The sequence below is a fragment of the Methyloceanibacter superfactus genome, assembly GCF_001723305.1.
Taxonomy (GTDB): Bacteria; Pseudomonadota; Alphaproteobacteria; order Rhizobiales; family Methyloligellaceae; genus Methyloceanibacter; species Methyloceanibacter superfactus.
In genome coordinates, this window is record NZ_LPWF01000004.1 from 59562 (window position 1) to 82924 (window position 23363).

The window sequence follows — 23363 nt, forward strand, 5'->3', positions numbered from 1 at the left end:
CGGATCAGGGCGTGGTGCGCGTCCTGTAGGCCCGACTACTTGTAGTAGCCGACGCCGCAGATCTGATCGCCGACCTTGGTGATGTAGCTGGCCTTGGGCACGGGATCGTGCTCGCCCGGGCGCGGAAAGGAATAATCGACGATGTTGAACTCGCCCTCCTTGGCGACGGCATAGATCTCCTCGCCGTATTTCTTTCCGTTGACGTCAACCTGCCCGCGCAAGGTGTCTGTCCCGACGCGCCACGGCTCGGTGCCGTGGGCAGTCTCCATGCCGGTGTCGGCATTGCCGCAGAAGACGTAGAGATCCTTCTCCCTGAAGCCGTCCGCTGCGGCGCTGAACGCGGCAAGCGCGGCGGCCTGATCCTGCTGGAGCGCGGCGACGGCCCGCTCGAGCATGGCTTTCGCTTCGGCGGGCGTGGCGTGGTCTTGCGCTGCGGCGGGCGCAGCGGCGAGGACCACGAACAGGGCGAGGCCCGCAAAAGCTCCAAGGCGGTGCTTCCAGGGTTCCGTCATGGCTCAGCCCCCTCTGTGATCGACCTGGGACGTAGCCTAGCGGACGCGGCCCCCTCGCCACAATCGGGACCGTGCGATCCTTTCCAAATTGCAATGAATCCACGGCCCTCTGTCGGGTTCCCCCTCGGGCTAGAATCCAGTAAGCATCAGGGGTGCAGGCACCGAACCGGACCGCCAAGGCGGGGCAGCGGCCGGGGAACCCTCAACGACAGGACATTTCGCGACATTGGCCGCCTATATCCTTCGCCGCATTCTTCTGATCATTCCCACCATGCTTGGCATCATGCTGGTGACGTTCGTCATCGTGCAGTTCGCGCCAGGCGGCCCGGTGGAACGCCTGATTGCCCAGCTCGCCGGCACCGATCCGGGCGCCACCGCCAAGTTCAGCGGCGGGGGTAGCGATTTCGCCGGGGGCGCCGGCACCCAAGGCATGCCGGGCGATGTGTCCGCGGCGCCGTCCAAATATCGCGGCGCGCAAGGTCTCGACCCGGAATTCATCGCGAGCCTGGAAAAGCAGTTCGGCTTCGACAAGCCGGCGCATGAGCGCTTCGGCATGATGCTGTGGAAATACATCACCTTCGATTTCGGCGAGAGCTATTTCCGCGACACCAAAGTTCTCGACCTGATCGCCGAGCGCATGCCGGTGTCGATCTCGCTGGGCTTGTGGATGACGCTGATCGCCTATGCGATCTCCATCCCCCTCGGTATCCGGAAAGCCGTGCATGACGGATCGCGCTTCGATGTATGGACCTCGAGCGTCATCGTCATCGGCTACGCGATTCCTGGCTTCCTCGTCGCCGTGTTCTTGATCGTGCTATTCGCCGGCGGTTCGTTCTTCCAGATCTTCCCCTTGCGGGGACTGGTGTCGGAGGATTTCTGGTCGCTGCCTTGGTACGAGAAGATCCTCGACTATTTCTGGCATCTGGTGCTGCCGCTGACCGCCATGGCGCTATCGGCCTTCGCCACCACCACCTTCCTCACCAAGAACTCGTTCCTCGAGGAAATTCGCAAGCAATATGTGACCACGGCGCGCGCCAAAGGTCTCGCCGAGCACAAAGTTCTCTACGGGCACGTGTTCCGCAACGCCATGCTGATCGTCATTGCCGGCTTCCCCGGCGCCTTCATCGGTGCGTTCTTCGCCGGCTCGCTGCTCATCGAGACGATCTTCACCCTCGACGGGCTGGGGCTCCTGGGCTTCGAGGCGGTCGTCAACCGCGATTACCCGGTGGTGTTCGCCACCGTCTATATCTTCTCGCTGCTCGGCCTGTTCATCAATCTCATCTCCGACCTCACCTATACGTGGATCGATCCGCGCATCGATTTCGAGACGCGGGAGGTCTGACGCGATGGATGCTCCTACCGATGTCAGCGTCACCGAGGAGATCGCCGCCGAGGGCATCCCAACGCCGCGCCCATGGCTGTCGGCCCTCAATCGCCGGCGTTGGACGACCTTCAAGAAGAACAGGCGGGGCTACTGGTCGTTGTGGATCTTTTTGATCCTGTTCGGCATCAGCCTGTGCGCCGAGTTCATCGCCAACGACAAGCCTATCCTCGTCGAGTACGAGGGCCAACTCTACTGGCCGATCTTCAAGGCCTATCCGGAAACCGACTTCGGCGGCATCTTCGAGACCGAGGCGGACTATCGCGATCCGGTGGTCAAGGAGCTCATCACCGACAGCGGCGGGTGGATGCTGTGGCCGCCGATCCGCTTCTCCTACAACACCCAGAGCAAGAATCCGCCCATGGCCTTCCCGGTGAAGCCCACTTGGCTGCTCACCAAGGAGGACTGCAAGCTCGCGGTGGAGCGGGGATTCCACCCTTGCGATTCAAGCCTCGAGTGGAATTGGCTCGGCACCGACGATCAGGGCCGCGACGTGGTCGCCCGCATCATTTACGGATTCCGCCTGTCGGTGCTGTTCGGGCTGGTGTTGACCCTGTTCTCGTCCCTCATCGGCGTGGCGGCGGGCGCGGTGCAAGGCTATTTCGGCGGCTGGACGGACCTCCTGTTCCAGCGCTTCATCGAGATCTGGACCAGCGTGCCGCAGCTCTATCTGCTCATCATCGTCGCGGCGGTGATCGAGCCGAATTTCTGGATCCTGCTCGGCATCCTGCTCGCCTTCTCCTGGGTGGCGCTAGTCGGCGTGGTGCGGGCCGAGTTCCTGCGCGCCCGTAATTTCGAATATGTCACGGCGGCTCGCGCGCTCGGCCTCTCCAACATGAAGATTATCTTCCGCCATCTCTTGCCGAACGCCATGGTGGCGACGCTGACCTTCATGCCGTTCATCCTCAACGGCTCGATCACCACACTCACCTCGCTCGACTTTCTCGGCTTCGGCCTACCGCCCGGCTCGCCCTCGCTCGGCGAGCTCCTGGCGCAAGGCAAGGACAATCTGCAAGCGCCGTGGCTCGGCCTTACGGCCTTCTTCGTCATCGCCGTGATGCTCAGTCTCCTCATCTTCGTCGGCGAGGCGGTGCGCGACGCGCTCGACCCGCGCAAGACCATGGTGTGAGGCAAGAGATGCACGGCTCCCACGATCACGGACACAGCCATGGCCCCGGCGAGGTCGACGCCAATAACGAGAAGCGCATGGGGCTCGCGGCGCTTCTGACCGGCAGCTTCATGTTCGCCGAGGTGGCGGGCGGCATCGCCGCGGGATCGCTGGCGCTGTTGGCCGACGCCGGGCACATGCTGACCGACTTCGCCTCGTTGTCCCTCGCCTGGTTCGCATTCCGGCTGTCGCGGCGCCCGGCCGACTGGCAGCGCACCTACGGCTTCGACCGCTTCCAAGTTCTGATTGCCTTCGCCAACGGCCTGGCGCTGTTCGTCATCGCTGGGTGGATCGTCTACGAGGCAATCGAGAGGCTGACGGGAGCGCCGCATGTCTCGGGCGGAATCATGGTGGTGGTGGCGGTCGCCGGACTCATCGTCAACATCGTGGCGTTCTGGCTGTTGCAGGGCGCCGACCGGGAAAATCTCAATGTGCGCGGCGCCGCCATTCACGTGCTGGGCGACCTGCTCGGCTCGGTCGCGGCTCTGGTCGCCGGCGCCGTGATCCTGCTCACCGGCTGGACGCCCATCGATGCGCTGCTGTCGATCCTGGTCGCGGCCATCATCGTGCGCAGCGGCTGGCACGTGGTCGCGGCATCCGCCCATATCCTGCTCGAAGGGGCGCCGAAGGAGCTCGACACGCGCGATATCGGTCCCGACCTCGCCGCCAACATTCCAGGTGTCGAGGGTGTGCACCACGTGCATGTGTGGTCGATCACCCAGTCCCGGCGCATGGTGACGCTGCACGCTGTGATCGGCGACACCGCGGATTCCGACACATTGGTCAAAGCGATCAAGACGCGTCTCAAGAACAAGTTCGGTCTCAGCCACGCGACGATCGAGATCGAGCGGGGCGAATGCGCTGACGAAGCGCCGGAGCAGGCCAAGGCATGAGCAAAGAGCCCCTTATCGCGGTCGACGACTTGTCAGTGGACTTCACCGCGGGCAGCACGGTGACGCATGCGGTGAAGAACGTCTCGTTCGATATCGGCCCCGGCGAGACCGTGGCGCTGGTCGGCGAGTCGGGCTCCGGCAAAACGGTGACGGCGCTGTCGATCCTGCAGCTCCTGCCCTATCCGGCGGCGTCCCACCCCTCCGGGGCCATCCGCTTCAAGGGCGAGAACCTTCTGGCGCTGCCGCCGGACGGCTTGCGCCATGTGCGCGGCAACAACATCTCGATGATCTTCCAGGAGCCGATGACCTCGCTGAACCCGCTGCACACGATCGAGCGGCAGATTGCCGAGGTTCTGCGCATCCATAAGGGCCTGTCGGGCCAGGCATGCCGGGCGCGGGTGATCGACCTTCTCGCCAAGGTCGGTATTGAAGACCCGGAGGGACGCCTTGCCTCCTATCCGCATCAGCTTTCCGGCGGGCAACGCCAACGCGTGATGATCGCCATGGCGCTCGCCAACGAACCGGACCTGCTGATCGCCGACGAGCCGACCACCGCACTCGACGTCACCATTCAGGCGCAGATTCTGCAGCTTCTCCTCGATCTCAAGGCCGAGTTCAACATGGCGATGCTGCTCATCACCCACGATCTCGGCATCGTGCGCAAGATGGCCGACCGGGTCTGCGTGATGAATAGCGGCGAGATCGTCGAGCATGGCCCGACCCACGACATCTTCGACCATCCGCAGCACGCCTATACCAAGCATCTGATCGCGTCGGAGCCCAAGGGCTCGCCGCCGCCGGCCAATGCCAAGGCCAAAGTCATCCTCAAGACGGAGGACTTGCGCGTGTGGTTTCCGATCAAGCGCGGCTTTCTGCGGCGCACGGTCGGGCATATCAAAGCCGTGGATGGCATCGACCTCGAGGTGAAGGAGGGGCAGACCCTTGCCGTCGTCGGCGAGTCCGGCTCGGGCAAGACGACGCTGGGGCTTGCCCTGCTCAGGCTGGTATCGAGCGATGGGCCGATCGTCTATCTCGGCGACCGCATCGACGGCTACGACTCAAAGCGCATGCGGCCGCTCAGGCGCGACATCCAGATCGTGTTTCAGGATCCTTACGGCTCGCTCTCTCCTCGCTTGTCCATCGGACAGATCATCGAGGAAGGTCTTGGCATTCAGGCGCCGGATTTGAGCCGGGCGGAGCGCGAGGCCCGCGTTGCCCGCGCCTGAAGGAGGTCGGACTCGACCCGGCCGTCCGCGACCGCTACCCGCACGAGTTCTCCGGCGGCCAACGACAACGCATCGCCATCGCCCGTGCGTTGGTGCTCGAACCGAAATTTCTCATTCTCGACGAGCCGACCTCGGCGCTCGATGTTTCGGTGCAAGCGCAGATCGTCGACCTGCTGCGCGAGCTGCAGCGCAAGCACAAGCTGGCTTATTTGTTCATAAGCCACGACCTCAAGGTCGTGCGCGCGCTCGCCAATTCCATCATCGTGCTCAGACACGGCAAGGTCGTCGAGCAAGGCACGGCGCGCACCGTGTTCTCCAAGCCAAAGACGGACTACACCAAGGCGTTGCTGGCCGCCGCATTCGAGCTCGAGCAACCGGCGGGTCCGCGGTTTCCACCTAAGCGGAACCAAAATCACCGTCCTCACGTTTATGCCTGCAGGTTTCACGGCAACGGAGGACAAAAAAGTGCGCGGCATTCTGTTGTGGCTGATCGGCATTCCGATCCCCATCATCATTCTGCTCTATCTGTTCGGCGTGTTTTAGCCGTGGCGCGTAAGCGGCAACCGGCGCACGTCGGTTATCTCGAAGCCCGCCGCTTTGATGCGGTCACGCGCTTCGGCGAAAGGCTCGGCTTCGACAGCCATGTGATGGGCGTTGGCGTGCAGGAAGTCTTCCGGGCTCGTCATGATGCCCACATGGCCCTCCCAGAACACAAGATCGCCGCGCGCAAGCGCGGCACCGCCCCGCCAGTCGATGGGGTCGCCCGCCTCGGCTGCCTGCATGTCGGCGTCGCGCGGAACGGCGTGGCCGCCGGCGGCGGCAGCAAGCTGCACCAAGCCGGAGCAATCGAGACCCACGCTGGTCCTGCCGCCCCATAGATAGGGCGTGCCGAGAAATGACTCGGCGACGGCCACATAGTCGGCGGCAACTTCCCCCTCAGGCACCGCATGGCGAGCGTAGACGAAACCGCCGCCGGCGAGCCGCAGATAGCGGCCGGCGGCCTCGGCCACGGCGACGCGGGCCGTGAGACTGAGCATCGCCAGTGGCGGCACCTTGGAATCCGGCTCGGGGAAGACGTAGGTCCGCAGCACCGCGACGCGGTGGGTCGGCAAGGTAACGTCCGCGCTTAGGCCTCCGCTCGGCACGTAACCGACATAGTGGTCATGGTGGAGTTGGACCCAGGCCCAACCTTCTTGCTCGTCATAGACGGTCACCCTCTCGCCATGCAGCACCTCGGTGTCGAGGGGCGCATCGAAGCGCGGTTCGCGCCGCAAGGGCAGCGAGGCCGCGGCCACCTGACGATGCTCGCCGGTCGCAAAGCGTTCGGCCTGCACGGTGCCGCGCAAATGCTCGGCGGCCAAATCCGCGCGATAGACATGCCGGCGCGGATCAAGCCGCTTGGTCATGATCCGAGCTTCTGGCGGAAGAACTGGAACAGGGCGCGCGCGCCTTGCGGCTCACCGCCCTGGGGGCGTCCCGGCTGATCGCGCGGCACCCAGCCATAGATGTCGAGATGGGCGAAGTGCTTGGCGTCCTTGACGAAGCGCTTCAGAAAGAGCGCCGCTGTCACCGACCCGGCGAAAGCGCCGTCGGAGATGTGGCTGACGTCAGCGACATTGCTCTTGAGCAGCTTGTCGTAGTTCGCCCAGAACGGCATGCGCCACAGCGGGTCGCCGACAGCGTGGCTGGCGTCGAGGAGATCGCCGGCGAACGCGTCGTCATCGGTGTAGAGCGGCGGCAGGTCTGGGCCGAGCGCCACGCGCGCCGCGCCGGTCAATGTGGCAAGCGTGATGAGATAGTCCGGCGCTTCCTCGTCGGCCAGGCTGAGCGCGTCGGCCAGAACGAGACGGCCCTCGGCGTCGGTATTGCCGATCTCCACAGTCATGCCGTTGCGGCTGGTGAGCACGTCGCCTGGGCGGAAGGCGTTTCCGGCGATGGAGTTGTCGGCTGCCGGAATCAGCACACGGAGACGAACGGGCAGGCCCGCCCGCATGACGAGCAGCGCGAAGGCGAGCGCCGCGGCCGCCCCGCCCATGTCCTTCTTCATCAGGCCCATGCCGCTTCCGGGCTTGATATTGAGGCCGCCGGTGTCGAAACAGATGCCCTTGCCGACAACGGTCAGCTTCGGGGCGTGCTCCGAGCCCCAGTGCAGATCGATGAGCCGCGGCAGCCGGTCGCTGGCGCGGCCCACCGCGTGGATCATCGGAAAGTTGTCGGACAGCAGGCTCGAGCCCTCCGTCACCTTGACGCTGCCACCGAAGGCATTGGCGAGATCGCGCGTGGCCGCCTCGAGCTCAGCCGGGCCGAGATCGCTGGCCGGGGTGTTGATGAGGTCGCGGCCGAGATAGAGCGACTCGGCGAGCGCCAGCACCTGATTGCGGTCGGCGCCCTCCGGCAAGACAAGGCGGGCCGGCTTCTGGCCGTCCGAGGTCTTATAGCGGGTGAAGCGGTAGCCGCCGGCGAGAAACCCGAGCGCGGCGAGCTCCGGGTCGGGAAGCTCGGCCTCGAAGCGATAGTCGCCCGGCGGCAACGCAGCCGCCAGGACGCCGGTGAGCATGGGCGCCGCCTTTGCCCAATCCGCACCGCCGGTGGCGAACAGAACCGCGCCGATCGAACCGCCCTCACCCGGCAGCGGCAGAACCGCGCCTTGCGCCGGCGTCCAGGCGCGTGCCTCGACCCAGCGCCGCTCCAAATCGCCAAGCGCATCAAGATCGCTCTCCGATGTGATGAGACGGATGGGAATGGCGGGCGCGCCTGGTTCGAGCAGCAAATCTTCGAGGTTACGGCGCGTGGTCTCGAGCGTCACAGCTTTGGTGGGCATGAAAAATCCGCAAGTGTCTTGAAGGGGCCGCGCATTAATGGCAGGGGAGCGGAAACATGACAATGGCGGAAGGCGCTGAGATGACAGGGACAGGCTATACGCTCGTAATCGGGGACAAGAACTACTCGTCGTGGAGCTTGCGGCCCTGGCTCGCGCTCAAGACCGGCGGAATCCCCTTCGAGGAGGAGCGCGTGCGCCTGCGCCAGCCCGACAGCAAGGCCGAGATTTTTCGCCATTCCCCGTCCGGCAAGGTGCCGGCGCTCAAGACCGATATCGGCATCATCCACGACAGTCTGGCCATCCTCGAGTATCTCGCCGAGCAGCACCCGCAAGCGCATCTCTGGCCTGAAGACCGCGAGGCGCGGGCGGCCGCGCGCAGCATCTCCGCCGAGATGCATTCGAGCTTCGTGGCGCTGCGCAACGACATGCCCATGGATCTTCTGTCGCAGCTTCCGGCCCCACCCATGAGCGAGGCGCTGGAGGCCAATATCCGGCGCGTCGTGGCCATCTGGGGAGATACGCGGGACCGCTTCGGCAAGAGCGGCCCGTTCCTGTTCGGGGCCTTCACCAACGCGGACGCCATGTACGCCCCGGTGGCGACCCGGTTCCGCACCTATGGGATCGACCTCGGCCAGTTCGGCGACGACGGCGCAGCATCCGCCTATGTGGATGCGATCTACGCCATGCCTGCCATGGCCGAATGGACCAAGGGCGCCGAGGCGGAGATGAAGGCCCGCGCGTCCTAGGAGCCAGCGCCCTCCTATGGTTAATACTTTTTTGACGCCTGTCTCACATCATAACAGCAATCGAACGCGCAAGCCCTCGAGCCAGCTTGTGCCCGTTAAGGATTGCTTAAGTGATGGCCAAAATCTCCCGACCACGCCGCTCCATGGTGTTCGCTCTTCTCGCGACCACCGCTGCCGCGGCGCTGCTCGGCGCCTGCAACCAGACAGGCGGGCTGTTTGCGCGCAATAGCGCATCGAGCGAGGTGAAGATGACGGCGCAGGAGGCTGCCACGGCCACTTCGCGCTGGGCGGTGGCTTACGGCAAGAAACCGAACGATCCGGAACTGGCCCTCGGCTACGCCAAGTCGCTTCGCGCCATCGGCTCCAAAGAGCGAGCGTTGCAAATTCTGAAGACCGCCTACCAGGCCAACCCCGAGGATGGTCAACTCGCGGCCGAGCTAGGCCGTGCTGCCCTCGAAACGGGCCATTTGGATGTCGCTCAGCACGCGCTTACGGTAGCCAACTCGCAAGGCGTGACCGACTGGCGGACGTTATCGGCGCAAGGCACGTTGCACGCCAAGAAGGGCGAGCATGCCGAGGCCCAGCAATATTTCAAAGCGGCGCTGGAGAAGAATCCCGACTCCGCGTCGGTGATCAACAATCTGGCGCTGTCCTATGCCCTCGACGGCAAGGCCAAGGAGTCCGAGGAGCTGCTGCGACAGGCAGCCGCTACCGGGCATGACGACAAGCGCATTCGCCAGAACTTGGCGCTGGTGCTCGGCGTTCAGGGCAAGTTCGACGAGGCGCGCCAAGTCGCCGCCGTCGACATGACCGAGGCCCAAGCCAAGTCGAGCCTGTCCTACTTGCGCAACATGCTGGCCAAACCCACCCAGGTTGCCGCTGCTGCCCCGCGGAACACGCAAGCCTCCGCCGAGGATTGGTCGCCTTTCGCCTCGAATGAGCCGGCGACTCCTCAGACGCCCGTTCACACGGCGTCCGAGACCGCACCCCAGCCGGCGCAACGGGTCGCCAAGGTGCAGGTGGTCAAGCCGATCGACGAGGTCGCGGCGCCCGCCAAGGTCGCCCAAGCGCAGACGGCCAAGCCCGCCGCACCGACGAGCCTGCTCAGGGCCGACGTCCGCTAGGCTCTCATCCACGCATTGCAAGACTGACGGACGTCGCCGGCTCGCGCGTTGGCGCCTCGAGCCGACCGTCTTTCGCGGTGCAGACCCAGACGAGCGTTGCGCCTAGTTGCCGGCCCGCGTGGCCATGAACTGAATCGCCGCCGGACCGAGAATAACGACGAACAAAACCGGCAGGAAGAACACGATCATCGGCACGGTGAGCTTGGGCGGCAGAGCCGCCGCCTTCTTCTCGGCTTCCGCCATACGCATGTCACGGCTTTCCCTGGAGAGCACGCGAAGCGCCTGACCTACCGCCGTGCCGTAGCGTTCGGCTTGGATGAGGCTGGTCCCCACGGCTTTGACCCCCGCCAGCCCGGTACGCTTGCCGAGATTTTCGAACGCCTGGCGGCGTTCCGGCAGATAAGAGAGCTCCGCCGTGGTGAGGCTGAACTCCTCCGCCAACTCAATCGAGCGGGAGCCGATCTCGCCCGCCACCTTGTTCATCGCCGCTTCGACGGACATGCCGGCCTGAACGCAGATGAGGAGCAGATCCAGTGCGTCCGGGAAGACACTCTTGATGGATTTCTGGCGCCGCTGAATGAGATTGGAGATGAAGATGTTGGGGAAATAGAAGCCGAGATAGGCCCCGCCAATGGACATGCCAAGGCGCACGATGGGGGCCAAGTCGTAGGACTTCACGAAGAATAAGTAGAAGAAGACGATCAGGAAGCCGACGATCGGCAAGGTGGCGCGAAAGAAGAGGAACGCCACGACAGGCGCTTGGCCGCGGAAGCCAGCCATCTTCAGGCGCTCGCGCGTGGTATCGGTCTCAAGCGCCTTGCGCAGATTGAGCTGCTCGACGACCTGCTTCATGAAGCTCTTGGGCTCGCGCCGCAGCTTGGCGTTGCGCTGCTCTTCGGCGAGGCTGGCGATGCGTTCGGCGCGAAGCCGCTCACGCTCGCTGGAAACGTATTTCATGCGCGCGCCGAGACGATCGCCCGTCAGAAGCGGCAACACGAAAGAGGCGACAGTTGCGAACGCGGCAATCGCCGCCAGCACCATGACCATGAATTCCGGATTGAGCAGATAGTCTATGATCGGGGACATGGCGCGCGCCTAATATTCGAAGTTGATCATCTTGCGCATGACGAGGATGCCGATGAGCATCCACGTTGCGCCCGCCATCATCATGACTTTGCCCATCGGGGTGGTCCATAACAGCGAGATATAGTCCGGAGAGGTGAGGTAGACGACACCCATGACCAGCGGTGGCAATGCGCCGATGATCATGGCGGAGGCCTTCGCCTCGGCACTGAAAGACCTCACCTTGGCCGCTAGGCGGTAACGATCGCGGAGAACTTGCGAGAGATTCCCCAGGGCTTCGGCGAGATTGCCGCCCGTCTGCGACTGAATGGCGACGACGATGGCGAAGAAGTTCACTTCCTGGAGCGGCATGCGATCGTGCATCCGATCGAAGGCGCGCTGCAGGGGCACGCCGACTTTCTGCTGCTCGACAAGATCGATGAACTCACTGCGTACAGGCTCGGGCGACTCTGCCGCGATAACCTGCATGCAATCGCCAAGGGGTAGTCCGGACTTGATACCGCGTACAATAATGTCGACGGCATTGGCGAACTCGGTCAAGAACTTGGCCTGACGGGACTTGATACGGCGCGCCAACAGCCAGCGCGGCAGGCCAAACGCGAAGGCAAACGCGGCCAGCAGGGAGACAAGCGGCGAGAATCCGGAGAGGAGCACCACGAAGCCGCCAACCAGCCCGGCGATTGCGCTGAAGACATAGTAGATATGCGGTTTGACGTTGAGACCGGCGCGCATGAGCTTGGTTCGAAGCGATATCCGCTTCTTCGCCTTCTGCTTGGCCTCGATATCCCGGATAGTGTCCTGCACTTGCTTGCGGCGCATTTGCAGAGGTTGCGGCGCACCGACTCGCGTGCGCACCCTGTTCTGGCCCTGGGCGACGTTGGCGACGCGCTTGCTCACTTTGCGCTCGTCGCTGAGATACGGCATCATCAAGACGTAGACGATGCCGCCGACGGACAGCGCAATCAGAACGATCGCCGCCAACTGGACTAGCTCAGGACTGAGCAAGACGCTCTCCTAATGCGCGGCCGTGCTCATCGAGCACCTCGCCGGCTCCTAGAATCTCGGTGAGGCGCTTATCCTCGCCAAAATAGCGTGCCTTGTCGTAGAAATACGGCCGCGCGATTCCGGTCGAGCGATGGCGCCCACTGATGCGGCCATTCGCATCCTCGCCGAACATGTCGTAGACGAAGAGGTCTTGCAGGGTCACGACATCACCCTCGACGCCAACCACCTCAGTCACATGAGTGATCTTGCGGCTGCCGTCACGCATGCGCGAGGCTTGGACGATGATGTCAACGGACGATGTGATCATCTCACGGATGGTCTTGCCCGGGAGATTGTAGCCGCCCATCAAGATCATGCTCTCAAGACGGCTGAGGCATTCGCGCGGGCTGTTGGAATGGAGGGTGCCCATGGAGCCGTCATGGCCCGTATTCATGGCCTGCAGCAAATCGAACGCCTCTGGTCCGCGCACCTCGCCGACGATGATGCGGTCGGGACGCATGCGAAGGCAGTTCTTGACGAGGTCGCGCATGGTGATCTCGCCCTCGCCCTCGAGGTTTGGCGGTCGCGTTTCCAAGCGCACTACATGGGGCTGCTGCAATTGCAACTCGGCGGAGTCTTCACAGGTGATAACCCGCTCGTCGGGCTCGATATAGCCCGTCAGGCAATTGAGCAAGGTCGTCTTGCCCGAGCCGGTACCGCCGGAGATGAGGACGTTGCAGCGCACGCGACCGATGATCGCGAGCAGTGTGCGCCCCTCCGGGCTGATCGTGCCGATCCTGACAAGCTGATCGAGAGTGAGCCGCTCCCGCCTGAACTTGCGGATCGTGAGGGTTGGACCGTCGATGGCAAGCGGCGGGGCGATGACGTTCACACGACTGCCGTCAGGAAGGCGGGCGCGCAGATGGGACTGGATTCGTCGACGCGGCGGCCGACTTGGCTCACGATGCGCTGACAGATATTCATCAGCTGCGCGTTGTCGGCGAAGCGGATCGAGGAGGCCTGCACTTTACCCTCGACCTCGATATATGTGGTGTCGGCCCCGTTGACCATAATGTCAGCGATATCGTCGCGGGCAAGCAAGGGCTCGAGTGGGCCGTAGCCCAACACATCGTTGCAAATGTCTTCGAGCAATTCTTCCTGCTCGGCAATCGACATCACCACGTTCTTGATGGCGACGATCTCGCTGACGATGTCGCGGATCTCCTCGCGTGCAGCATCGGGTTCGAGCTTGGCGAGTTGCGTCAGATCGATGGTATCGATGAGCGCGTTGAAGACCGTTGTCTTGACGTCGTAATACTCCTCCGAGCGAGCGCGCTCGGTGGGCTTGCGTTCGGCCTTGGGGGGCGGCGTGGCGGGGCGTGGCGCGGCCGCAGGCGCGGCGCAGCGGGACGTGGGGACGCGGATGGCGGCGGCGCGGCGTCACCGTGAGACTCTGCGCGCGGCGACTCAGGCGCCGCATCCCGGTCGGGGCGAGGCGGGGTTGGGGCCGCAGGCGTACTCCGTTTTCCGAACATGGTCCTACTTTATGCGCGCGCTTTAGTGAGCCTCAGCCGGTTGAGCAAAGGCGCGAGCAGCGAGGTCCGCTCACTCTTCTGCTCTGCCCGATCCGTCAAGAGATTGGCTAGGGTGCGGAAAGCCTCGGCCGCCTTCGACTTGTCGGAGACTTCCTCGATCATCTGACCGTTATTGGCGGCGGTGCCGAAGAGATGCGCGTCGAAGTCGATGACGACCTTCGGATCGAGCTCGATCGCCTGGCCGAAATCCTTCACCGAGATCTCGGGCCGCTTCGGCAGGCCGACCTGGTTGAGCAAGAGAAGCGGCGGCCGGTCGTTGGGGCGCGAGGCCTTGAGCTGATCGACCAGATTCTTGGTGTTACGCAGACTGGCGAGGTCTGGCATCGCCGTGATGACGACGAAATCCGCCTTGAGCACGACCTCCTTGGCCCACGCCGTCCACAAATGGGGCACATCGATGGCCACCCATGGCACGTTTTCGCGGACAACATCGAGCACCGTCTCGCAAGCGCTCATGTCGACATCATAGGGCCGGTCGAGGGCGGTCGGTGCCGCGAACAGGCTCAAATGGTCTGAGCACCGCGACAGCAGCCGGTCGAGCAGAACCTCATCGAGACGCTCAGGCGAGGCGAGCGCGTCGGCGATGCCCTGGAGTGGATCTTGATTGAAGTCGAGCCCGGCGGTGCCAAACGGCAGGTCGAGATCGGCGATGACCACGTCGGCCTCTAGAGTGCCGGCAATAGCGAAGGCGGTGTTGTGGCACACGGTGCTCGAGCCTGCGCCGCCCTTGGCGCCGACAAAGGCGATGACTTGGCCGACGGGGCCGGTCTCCGGGTCGGTATAGACGGACGCGACACTCTCGATCACCTGGGAGACTTTGACGGGCGCCACGACATAGTCGCTGACGCCACGGCGCAGCAGCTCGCGGTAGAGCAGCACGTCGTTGATGTGGCCGATCGCGATGACCTTGGTCCCGGGATCGCACACCTCGGCCAGACGCTCCAGATCGGCGAGCAGCTCCGTCCGATCGAGCAGGGATTCGATGATGATAAGGTTGGGCGTCGATGCATTCCGGTAGAAAGCCGTGGCAGCTTCCACCCCGCCCATCTGCACGGTGACGTGCGCCTTGGCCAGGCGCCGATCCTCGGACGCCCTTTGAATGACCGAAGCGGTGTCCTGGTCCTCGCAGAAGGCCTGAATGTTCACCCGCGGGATCGCCCGCGCGCGCGGCTCCTCAGGCGTCGACTCCGGCGTGGCGGCCGAATCGCCCTCCACCGCGTTCAGCGAATATGCGGCGTCGCTGATCACTGATCCCCTCCGACGTCGGCATCGGTCGAGTTGGCGCGCTCAGACAGCGGGCGATCGTTGGGCGCCCATTTCGATCCAGTCATGTCGCCCTTCACGTACTTGCCCCAGACCACGTCGCGGCGCTCGCTCGGGCGCGGCATCTCGGGATGCGGGCTGAGGAAGTCCTGCGGGTCCGCAACCATAGCGGCGAGATTCTTCTGGGTGGCGCAGCCATATTCGGCCAAGGCAGATTTTGTGGATCGCGCGCCAGGTTCTCCGACCAATCGGGACAATCCGGCCCTTGCGCCACATATTCGAGATAGGACAGGCGCAGGGGCGCACCTCGGTCCCATTTGGCGGAATAGGGCTCGAGCATGACCTCTTTCGGGCTGATGCCGACCCGGCGCATGGCGTAGCGCACGTCGTCATAAGCGCGCATGGCTGCTTTCTCGTTGGCGCCGCCGGACGGCGCCTTGATGACCAGGCCGCCGGCACCGCGCTCGCGATAGCCGTTCAGATAGCCGTAAAGTTGATTCCGCTGCGCGGAGCTCAGGCCACGCGCGTTGGGTGAAACCGCCAAGTCGAGCAACGCCTCTCCCTGCTTGACCGCGATCGGATGCCGCTCGCTCGCATTGGACAGCGTGAAGGGGGCGTTCATGCGCGGGCTGTTGACGCAGCCACCGGCCGGCGCGGCGATCATGATCACCGCGAAGAGGGCGATTGCGGGCCGTGCGCGCGTTCGCGCGTGCGCCCTGTAATGTACGGTTGCCATGATACTGTCCCTCTCCATCCCCTACTCGACGATAAAGCCGACGTCGCCCGTGAAGTTGCCGACAGGCGCCCGCTCGGGATCCCGGCCATAAATGCGGTTCATCTGCCCCAGAAGATCGGCGTTCACGTCCGACGCCCAGCCGAAGCCGTCGTCGGGTTTTGCTAGCTGCTGCTGGGCCACGGGCTTGACGACATAAGGCGTGACCATGACCACGAGCTCGGTCTCGCTTTTCAGGAAGTCGCGGCTGCGGAACAGCGTGCCGATGACAGGCAAGTTCTTGAGACCTGGATAGCCGCTGATCGCCTGGCGCGACTGATCCGAAAGCAGACCGGCGATCACCAGGGAGCCGCCACTCGGCAGCTCAACCGCAGTCTCCGCGCGCCGGACTTTCAATGCCGGGATCGAAATATTGCTGAGAACGACGGCGCCTTCATTCGACAGCTCGCTCACCTCAGTGGAGATCTTCAGGCTGATCAATCCCTCGGACATGACCACGGGCGTGAAAGCGAGGCCGATACCGAACTTCTTGAAGTCGACCGTGATGGTCGGCGTGGCGGAACCGGCATTGTCCTGAGCGACCGGCACCGGGAACTCGCCACCGGCGAGGAAGTTCGCGGTTTCGCCGGAGATCGCGGTCAAGTTCGGCTCGGCCAGAATATGCACAAGGCCGTCCTGCTCGAGAGCCTGCAGAATGGCGCTCACGTTGCTGCTTCCGTCCGACCAGGCGGCACCGGCGACGGCTTGACCCAACGCCCCGGAGATCGGGAACGGCAGGGCCGAGGAGGCGGCGAAGGCGAAGTTGCCGGTATTGATCAGCGCGTCGAGATTGACGCCGAACTGCTTGATAATGTTTCGCTGCATCTCGACCACGGAGACCTTGAGCAGCACCTGCTCGCGGCCTTCGACGGTGATCATGTTGATGACGCGGCTCGGCCCGCTGCTGGAGCCGCCGGACGCGCCCGTGGTGTTGTTGATGGTGACGGCCGCGCCACCGGCCGCGGCCGCGGTCGAGTTGCCGTCGTCGCTGGCGCCGAGGAAGCTGTTGACGATCTCGGCCGCGCGCGTCGCGTCGATCGGCCTCGGCACGCGGCCCGTCAACACGACGTTCTCGCCGATGGTTTCAACCGACACCATTGAGCCGGGAATGAGGCGCGCAATCAGGTTCTGGAGCGCGCCGAGATCGCGTTCGATCGTCACCTCGAAGGTGGCGACTTGATTTCCGTCGCGTCGACAAACAGGATATTGGCCTCGCCGGACTTCTTGCCGATGAGGTAAGCGCGGGTGGAGCTTTGCATCACGGCGTCGATCTGGTCCGGATTGGACACGATCACATCGCGAACGGGACGTGGCAGCTCGACGATCATCGACTTGTTCAGGCCGAGCTTGATCTGACGCGGCGGCTCATTCGCCCCGACCCGCAGGAGCGAGCGGTGCTGGGATTGAGCCAGGACCGCGCTCGCGGTGAAGACGCTGCAGAGCCCCAAGCCGAGAATGGCGGAGACGCCTAGCGCAGCCAGGGCCTTCAATGGAGAGCGACGCATCCTGTTGCCTTTTCGATTATCGCGCCTGCTGCCTGTCCGCATGATCAGTTGATTCCGAAAGTGCGGGAGGGGACGCCGTATTTGAGTACTTTCACCGAGCCCGAGCTCGAATCGCCCAGCTTGGCCGTCGGCTCGCTCCCCGGAACGGCGTCGGCAAGGCTGCGCAGGGACAGAGAGATCTCGCCCATGGACTGCGCCAGAGTGAGAACTTCGGCCTGACGCGGCGTCAGCTCGAGCGTCGCGGTCTTGCCGGTGGCAACCTTCTCGCCGTCCTTGTTCTCGAGCGCTTGGCCGATGGCGAGCACGCGCACATTGCGCAGCACCGCCTCGCTAACGGGCTCTTCCTTGGAGCCGATGCGCATCTTGTAAGAGAGAATGACGTCGACCCGGTCGTTGGGCAGGATGAAGCCGCCGGCCGCCGTCTCCTCGCGGATCGGGGTCGAGATGGCGCGCATGCCCGAGGGCAGGATGGCAGCCATCACGCCGCCTTCCGAAATCTTGATCAGCTTCTGTTCCTTGATTGGCTCGCCGGCGATGAACGGCGCGCGCGCCACCGCGCCAGACAGCTCCGACGGAGCGTCAGGCTGAGATTCCTTGGTGATCAGACCCGGGGTGACCCCCTCGACCGGCCATTGCTGCCATTTGAAATTGTCGGCACGAACCGAGTCGCCAAGATTGATATCGGTGGCGGCGACCAACACGTCGGTGGCGCCCACGGTCTTTTCGACCTGCCGAACCTCAGGCGTGCTGGAGACCATGGACCGGGCAATCCAGGCCGCGCCCAGCGCAGCGGTCACGGCGACGGAGAGGACGACCACTCTTGCTCTTTTCATGACGGATTCTTTCTCTCGAACGCCCCACGTCCCGCGAAGACTGGATTCACTCTGACCATGAAATCTCAACGCGAAGTTAATGAGCGTGCCAATTTGGCCGACGGCCAGGCTTGGCGCCGGGCGAAGAGTCGCGCGAAGCGGGCGGTTTGGCGCCGCCCTCCGCTACGGTCCGAGATTGTGGGTCAGGCTTGGGGGGCTGGATCAGACGCCCAGTGCCGCCATGAAAGGCGTGTCGGGGTAGACGAGCAGACCGGCGGCGGCCAGGGCGATCCCGTAGGGCACGCCCTCCTCGGGGCTATGCAGCCTGGCGAGCCACCCTTGGGAGCTGAGAGTGGCCGGGAGCGGCACCGACCTCAAGAAGAGGATCAGCAGGGTGAGCGCGCCTCCGAGCAACGAGGCGTAGATGCTGTAGATCAGGATCGTCTCAGGACCGAACCACAGGCAAGTGGCGGCGAACAGCTTGGCATCGCCGCCGCCGATCCAGCCGAAGGAGAACATGGCGAAGGTGACGACCAACGCCGCGGCGGCGAGGAGCACGTGCAGCCCGATTTCCGACCATCCGAGCCCCACCAAGGGCGCAAGTACGGCAAAACCGGCGACCAGCAGGAGCGCGATCTTGTTCGGAACCGTCATGGTGAAGAGGTCAGTGGCCGCCGCCAGGGCCATGGCCAACGGGAAGACCGTGATAATGAGAAGGTTTGTAATCATTTGCCTCTTCGTCCCGCCGGTCTCGTGCCGTCCGTGGCGACTTTGGCCGCGAAGGGCTGAAAACTGGGTTAATCGCGCCGCCGGCGGCGTCCGCGGTTTGCCAATCCTTCACCTTTTCGGCGTCAGATGAAGATGACGGACACTCCTCGATTTCAGTTCAGCGTTAGGGGACAGGGCACCAATGGTTTTCCGGTACCGCCCGGTGCGGTCGCCCCGCGGGCTTGTGTTGGCTGCGATGCTGACCACCGCTTCGATTCCAACGGTTTTGGCCGCGGGCCCCGAAGTCGTCGTCATGGTCGACGAGGCCACGATGTTGCGGCTCGAACGGTCGGCGGCGGAGATCGTCGTCGGCAATCCCTCGATCGCCGACGTGTCCGTGCAAAGCGGCAAGGTGCTCGTGTTGACCGGCAAGTCGTTCGGCCAAACCAACCTCATCGTGCTCGACGCGCAAGGCAAGGTCATCATCAACCGACGCGTGGTCGTTCAGGAGCCGAGCGGTGGATATGTGACCGTTTACAGGGGCTCCAGCCGCCAGACGCTCCATTGCGCGCCGGATTGCGAGACGCCCCTCGTCATCGGCGATGAGGCGGCCTATTTCGAGGCCATCGCCAAAGAGATCAAGACGAAGCAGGCGATCGGCCAGTCCTCGGCCGAGGGTTCCAAGCAGGACGAATAGGCGCCCGGCGAACGCCAGCGCCGCATCATCCCGTCTCGACAGTCTGGGATTGGGCGATCCTCAGATCGCCCAAGCCACTCTTACTGGGCAATCCTCAGATCGCCCAAGCCCTGCGCAATGTCCTGAAAGACCGACGCCAGCTGATCGTTGCTCGGCGAGTTGAAATACATGTCGTCCTTGGTGGCGCAGGCCTTCAGCATGTTCTGCGTGGTGGTGTCGTAGACCTTGAAGCCGATCGTGTAGACCAAGATCCCTTTGGCCTTGATGCGGCTGCAAACCGTCGCAGTCTTGCTGTTGAGCTCACTCTCGGCATTGTTGCCGCTCTTGTTTCCGAGATGTCCATTCCGGGCGTAGCCGAAGGCGTTGTAGACGGAATGGTTCTTGCCGTTGCGGCCGCCGCTCACCGAGTTCTCGCCGTCGGTCAGGAGCACGATCGCCCTCACCCGCTCCTCATCGTCCCGTCCCTTACCTTCGGTGAAGGGCGCGGCCGGTGAGAGCACTCGCCAGCCCCAGAGCAGGCCGGCGGGTATGACGGTGTTACCGCTCGGCTGCAGCGCGTCGATGGCGGCGGTCACCTTGCTCTTGGTGTTGGTCAGGGCCGTGACCGCCTTGGGCGGGCAATTCCAGTTCGGACCGCTCGCCCGATAGCTGTCCCTCTTTGGATTGGCGTACTTGCCCGTATATTTCTGGCACCGAATAGCCTTGCGCTTGCTGTTGTTGTTGGTGCCGCAATCATCGTCCTCGATATAGCTGTTGCTGTAATTGTCGCCTTGGTCGTGATCGTCATCAGCCTCGTCGGGCGCGAGATAAGGCGCGAACAGCGACGCGGGTGTTCCCGTGCTCGGCGTGGCGTCGGTCAACTCGTAATCGTCGCCGTCCCGCTCGCGCACGCAGCCGTTCCAATCCCAAGAGCTCTTGTAGTCGGAGAGATCCTTGTAAATGTCGAAGGTCTTCGCCTTGTTGGAATTGTAGTCCTCGGTGGCGATGTCCGACTTGGCGTTGTCGTCGATCCAGTCCTTGTCCTTCATGGCCGTGCCCACATTCACCGCCCCGGCGAAGGGGATGACAGCAGCGGTCAAGGTGTCCGAGGTCGACCGGCCGTTGAACAGAGTCTCGATCATCTTTTTAGCGGCGCTCTGCATCGCGGACATCTTGCCGCTCGAGCCCATCGACCCCGTGGTGTCGAGCACGAGAGCCAGCTCGATATTGCGCTGGCGCCTGGTGACGGTGGTTGTGGCGTCCACACCGATGCTGGGAATGTTGGCCAGCTCCATGAAGGTCGTGGGCACCGAGCCCGAGACATTGACCTTGATGTTGTCGCCGACGAATTTGACATCAATGGCTCCCGCCGTGCCGAGCTCGGAAGGCGGGTAGTTGGCATTGAAAAATTTCTGGCCTTTGACTTTCAGCTCGGCCTCGGTGAGGCCGGACCACGAGCCAATAGCAAGCGCCGCCGCATCGGCCGCATCGGCCATGCGCTCGCGGACCAGAAGTGCGCGCCCGTAATCGACCGCACCACCAACGCCAATCATGATGGGAATGAGTGCAAGTCCGAAAAGGACCGCAACGTTGCCCCCAGTCTCGCGCGCGAAACTCGATAGTCCGAAAAGCGCTGCCTTGCGCATTTTCTACTCCTCTTGCTTGGAAGAGTGCGCCAACCTTCTGGTGGCACCCAGCCTTTCTAAAAATGAAGCATCGGCCGCGAAACGAGCGGCCGATGCTCCGATATGGTGACTTCAGTTATTGAGCGATGCGCAGTTCGCCCAAGCCCTGGGCGATGTCTTTGAAGATCGACGCCAGCTGATCGTTCGACGGCGAGTTGAAAAACATGTCGTCCTTCGTCGCGCAGTTCTTCAGCAGGGTCTGCGTGGCGGAATTGACCTGGAAGCCGATCGTATAGATGAGGATCCCTTTGGCCTTGATACGACTGCAGACGGTCGTCGTCTTACTGTCCAGAGTTGCCTCGGCGTTGCTGCCGTTCTTGCTGCCAAGATGCCCATTCCGAGCGTAGCCGAAGGCGTTGTAGACGGATTTGTTCTTGCCGTTGCCGCCGCCGCTCACGGAGTTCTCACCGTCGGTCAGAAGCACGATCGCCTTCACCCTCTCGTTCTCGTCATAGGCCTTGCCTTCGGTGAACGGCGCGGTCGGCGACAGGATTCGCCAGCCCCACAGCAGGCCGGCGGGGATCACCGTATTGCCGCTGGGCTGCAACTCCTCGATCGCGGAGACCACGGGACCTAATTTGTCGGTCAGCGGCGTGACTGCACGAGGCGGGCAGTTCCAATTGGGACCGCTCGCGCGGTAGCTGTCCTTCTTTGGCTTGTCGTACTTGCCCGTATATGCCTGGCACCTCATGGCTTTGCGCTTGCTGCTGTTGCTTGTGCCGCAGTCACCGTCCTCGATATAGCTGTTGCTGTAGTTGTAGCCTTCATCGTGATCGTCATCGGCCTCGTCGGGCGCAAAGTAAGGTGCAAACAGCGACGCGGGTGTTCCCGTGCTCGGCGCCGTGTCGGTGAGCTCGTAGTCGTCGCCGTCGCGCTCGCGCACGCAGCCTGACCAATCCCAGTTGCCTTGGAGGTCTTTGTAAAGATCGAAGGTCTTCACCTTGTTGGAATCGTAGTCCTCGGTGGCGATGTCCGACTTGGCGCTATCGTCGATCCAGTTCTCGCTTTTCATGTCAGTGCCCACGTTCACCGCGGCGGCGAACGGAACCACAGAGATCTTCACAGTGTCCGAGGTCGGTTTGTCATGAAACATGTCCTGGACCATCTTCTTCGCGGCGTTCTGCATTGCGGCCATCTTGCCGCCGGAGCCCATCGAGCCTGTCGTATCAAGCACGAGAGCCAGCTCGATATTGCGCTGTCGCCGAGTGACCGTGGTCGTGGCCCCCACACCGATGCTGGGGATGTTGGCCAGCTCCATGAATGTCGTGGGCACCGAGCCAGAGACGGTCACATTGATGTTGTCGCCGACGAACTTGACGTCGATGGCGCCGGCCGCTCCGAGCTCGGAGGGCGGATAATTGGCATTGAAGTATTGCTGCGCCTTGACCTTCAGCTCGGCCTCGGTGAGGCCGGACCACGAGCCAATGGCGAGCGCCGCCGCATCAGCCGCATCGGCCATACGCTCACGGACAAGGAGTGCGCGCCCGTAATCAACCGCGCCGCCAACGCCAATCATAATGGGGATGAGTGCCAGTCCGAAAAGGACCGCGACGTTGCCCTTGGTGTTCCGGGCAAAGTGCCGGAACCACAGTCCCACCGCTTGAAGCATCTTACGCCTTCCACCTGTTGCCGGAGGCTTAACCTCTCGGACGCACCTATGCATCGTGCTTAGGGGCAATGTAGGCGTAAAAGTTCTTACGCTTCGTAGTCCGGTTTATTCAAATTCGAGTCAAAGTTACTTAAACTACAACTTAGATAAGCATTTACCTTGTTGCATATCGGTTTTCCCTCTACACAACTCGTTAAGCAAACCTTCTCTATACCTAGCCCCATGGCAAAGGGTGCGGGACAACAAAAAAACAGAGCGGGGTGGCTGGGGCGCTGGCACCGCCTGCGCGGCTTTCAGCACGACACCTCCGGAGCTTCGGCGCTTGAATTCGCCATCGTGGCGGCTCCTCTGATCCTGCTGCTCTTGGCCGTGCTTCAGCTCGGCATCGTCTTCTTCGCGAACTTCATGCTTGAGAGCGCGACCGCACGGGGCGCGCGCCTCATCCGCACGGGTCAGGCCCAGACACAAGGGCTCGACGCTGCGAAATTCAAGCAGGAAGTCTGCAAGCAGCTGACTGCACTAATCAGTTGTTCGAACCTCAAGCTCGATGTCCGCAGCTATCCCAGCTTCGGCGGCGCCGCCGCCGGCTTGACCAGTCCGCTCGGCGCCGACGGCAAGCTCAAATCGGCCTTCAGCTACGACCCCGGCAGCCCGGGCGACGTGGTTGTCGTGAGGGCCTTCTATCCCCTGGATATCGGGACGGTGCTGCCGACGGAAGTCAATCTCAGCAACATGGCGGGCGGCAACCGGCTGATCGTTGCCACCAGTGCTTTCCGCAATGAGCCCTATGAATAAAGAAC

Annotated in this window: 19 protein-coding genes and 3 pseudogenes; 8 read left to right on the forward strand and 14 right to left on the reverse strand. The window is 63.3% G+C overall.

Annotated elements, in window-relative coordinates:
* Nucleotides 1–35: 35 nt before the first annotated feature.
* Nucleotides 36–512, reverse strand: a complete 477-nt coding sequence (locus AUC69_RS01215) for a cache domain-containing protein (RefSeq protein WP_083238959.1) — start codon at nucleotides 510–512, stop codon at nucleotides 36–38.
* Nucleotides 513–738: 226 nt separating this feature from the next.
* Here AUC69_RS01215 and AUC69_RS01220 point away from each other — a divergent pair, with 226 nt between their 5' ends.
* The 4 genes and pseudogenes from AUC69_RS01220 to AUC69_RS01235 form a co-directional block, all read left to right on the forward strand.
* The gene (locus AUC69_RS01220; RefSeq protein WP_069440534.1) at nucleotides 739–1854 is read left to right on the forward strand and encodes a microcin C ABC transporter permease YejB; all 1116 of its coding nucleotides are present in this window, start codon (nucleotides 739–741) and stop codon (nucleotides 1852–1854) included.
* A 4-nt stretch (nucleotides 1855–1858) separates the two neighbouring features.
* Nucleotides 1859–3022, forward strand: a complete 1164-nt coding sequence (locus tag AUC69_RS01225; protein WP_069440535.1) for an ABC transporter permease — start codon at nucleotides 1859–1861, stop codon at nucleotides 3020–3022.
* Nucleotides 3023–3030: 8 nt separating this feature from the next.
* A complete protein-coding gene (locus AUC69_RS01230) occupies nucleotides 3031–3954 on the forward strand; it encodes a cation diffusion facilitator family transporter (RefSeq protein ID WP_069440536.1) in 924 nt (307 codons plus the stop codon).
* A pseudogene (locus AUC69_RS01235) lies at nucleotides 3951–5569 on the forward strand (ABC transporter ATP-binding protein); the annotation flags it as partial. The gene AUC69_RS01230 and the pseudogene AUC69_RS01235, both read left to right, overlap by 4 nt.
* 150 nt (nucleotides 5570–5719) lie before the next feature.
* Here the strand turns inward: AUC69_RS01235 and AUC69_RS01245 are convergent.
* A complete protein-coding gene (locus tag AUC69_RS01245) occupies nucleotides 5720–6586 on the reverse strand; it encodes a C40 family peptidase (protein ID WP_069440539.1) in 867 nt (288 codons plus the stop codon).
* Nucleotides 6583–8001 (reverse strand): leucyl aminopeptidase family protein, encoded by a 1419-nt coding sequence (locus AUC69_RS01250; RefSeq protein WP_069440540.1) that lies wholly within the window; start codon nucleotides 7999–8001, stop codon nucleotides 6583–6585. Before AUC69_RS01250 ends, AUC69_RS01245 begins: the two co-directional genes overlap by 4 nt.
* Before the next feature lie 80 nt (nucleotides 8002–8081).
* Here AUC69_RS01250 and AUC69_RS01255 point away from each other — a divergent pair, with 80 nt between their 5' ends.
* Both AUC69_RS01255 and AUC69_RS01260 read left to right on the forward strand, forming a co-directional pair.
* Nucleotides 8082–8747, forward strand: a complete 666-nt coding sequence (locus AUC69_RS01255) for a glutathione S-transferase family protein (RefSeq protein WP_069440694.1) — start codon at nucleotides 8082–8084, stop codon at nucleotides 8745–8747.
* A gap of 113 nt (nucleotides 8748–8860) precedes the next feature.
* Entirely contained in the window at nucleotides 8861–9871 is a 1011-nt protein-coding gene (locus AUC69_RS01260) for a tetratricopeptide repeat protein (RefSeq protein ID WP_141700515.1), read from the forward strand.
* Nucleotides 9872–9973: 102 nt separating this feature from the next.
* On the opposite strand, the gene AUC69_RS01265 is transcribed toward AUC69_RS01260, so the two are convergent.
* The 9 genes and pseudogenes from AUC69_RS01265 to AUC69_RS01305 all read right to left on the reverse strand — a co-directional run bounded on the left by AUC69_RS01265 (nucleotide 9974) and on the right by AUC69_RS01305 (nucleotide 18614).
* On the reverse strand, nucleotides 9974–10957 hold the full coding sequence (locus tag AUC69_RS01265; protein WP_069440542.1) for a type II secretion system F family protein: 984 nt from the start codon (nucleotides 10955–10957) through the stop codon (nucleotides 9974–9976).
* Nucleotides 10958–10966: 9 nt separating this feature from the next.
* Entirely contained in the window at nucleotides 10967–11959 is a 993-nt protein-coding gene (locus AUC69_RS01270) for a type II secretion system F family protein (protein ID WP_244500031.1), read from the reverse strand.
* Nucleotides 11946–13473 (reverse strand): annotated as a pseudogene (locus AUC69_RS01275) (TadA family conjugal transfer-associated ATPase). The gene AUC69_RS01270 and the pseudogene AUC69_RS01275 overlap by 14 nt, the downstream one beginning before the upstream one ends.
* A 9-nt stretch (nucleotides 13474–13482) precedes the next feature.
* Complete coding sequence (locus AUC69_RS01280) at nucleotides 13483–14778, reverse strand: CpaE/TadZ family protein (protein WP_069440695.1); 1296 nt, start codon at nucleotides 14776–14778, stop codon at nucleotides 13483–13485.
* Nucleotides 14778–15550 (reverse strand): annotated as a pseudogene (locus tag AUC69_RS01285) (CpaD family pilus assembly protein). Before AUC69_RS01285 ends, AUC69_RS01280 begins: the two are co-directional and overlap by 1 nt.
* Before the next feature lie 3 nt (nucleotides 15551–15553).
* Nucleotides 15554–16729, reverse strand: coding sequence for a type II and III secretion system protein family protein (locus AUC69_RS01290; protein ID WP_069440545.1), 1176 nt, complete (start codon nucleotides 16727–16729; stop codon nucleotides 15554–15556).
* Nucleotides 16726–17073, reverse strand: coding sequence for a pilus assembly protein N-terminal domain-containing protein (locus tag AUC69_RS01295; protein WP_141700516.1), 348 nt, complete (start codon nucleotides 17071–17073; stop codon nucleotides 16726–16728). The genes AUC69_RS01290 and AUC69_RS01295 overlap by 4 nt, the downstream gene beginning before the upstream one ends.
* Nucleotides 17074–17117: 44 nt before the next feature.
* Nucleotides 17118–17906, reverse strand: a complete 789-nt coding sequence (gene cpaB / locus AUC69_RS01300) for a Flp pilus assembly protein CpaB (protein ID WP_069440547.1) — start codon at nucleotides 17904–17906, stop codon at nucleotides 17118–17120.
* 201 nt (nucleotides 17907–18107) lie between these two features.
* The gene (locus AUC69_RS01305) at nucleotides 18108–18614 is read right to left on the reverse strand and encodes an A24 family peptidase (RefSeq protein WP_069440548.1); all 507 of its coding nucleotides are present in this window, start codon (nucleotides 18612–18614) and stop codon (nucleotides 18108–18110) included.
* Nucleotides 18615–18849: 235 nt separating this feature from the next.
* On the opposite strand from AUC69_RS01305, the gene AUC69_RS01310 reads away from it, so the two are divergent.
* Entirely contained in the window at nucleotides 18850–19290 is a 441-nt protein-coding gene (locus tag AUC69_RS01310; protein WP_158007972.1) for a pilus assembly protein N-terminal domain-containing protein, read from the forward strand.
* 80 nt (nucleotides 19291–19370) lie between these two features.
* Here AUC69_RS01310 and AUC69_RS01315 read toward each other — a convergent pair whose 3' ends face one another.
* Both AUC69_RS01315 and AUC69_RS01320 read right to left on the reverse strand, forming a co-directional pair.
* Entirely contained in the window at nucleotides 19371–20915 is a 1545-nt protein-coding gene (locus AUC69_RS01315) for a pilus assembly protein (RefSeq protein ID WP_069440550.1), read from the reverse strand.
* Nucleotides 20916–21030: 115 nt separating this feature from the next.
* Nucleotides 21031–22563, reverse strand: coding sequence for a pilus assembly protein (locus AUC69_RS01320; protein WP_069440551.1), 1533 nt, complete (start codon nucleotides 22561–22563; stop codon nucleotides 21031–21033).
* Between the two features lie 159 nt (nucleotides 22564–22722).
* Here AUC69_RS01320 and AUC69_RS01325 point away from each other — a divergent pair, with 159 nt between their 5' ends.
* Nucleotides 22723–23358, forward strand: coding sequence for a TadE/TadG family type IV pilus assembly protein (locus AUC69_RS01325; protein ID WP_141700517.1), 636 nt, complete (start codon nucleotides 22723–22725; stop codon nucleotides 23356–23358).
* The last annotated feature ends 5 nt before the right edge of the window (nucleotides 23359–23363 follow it).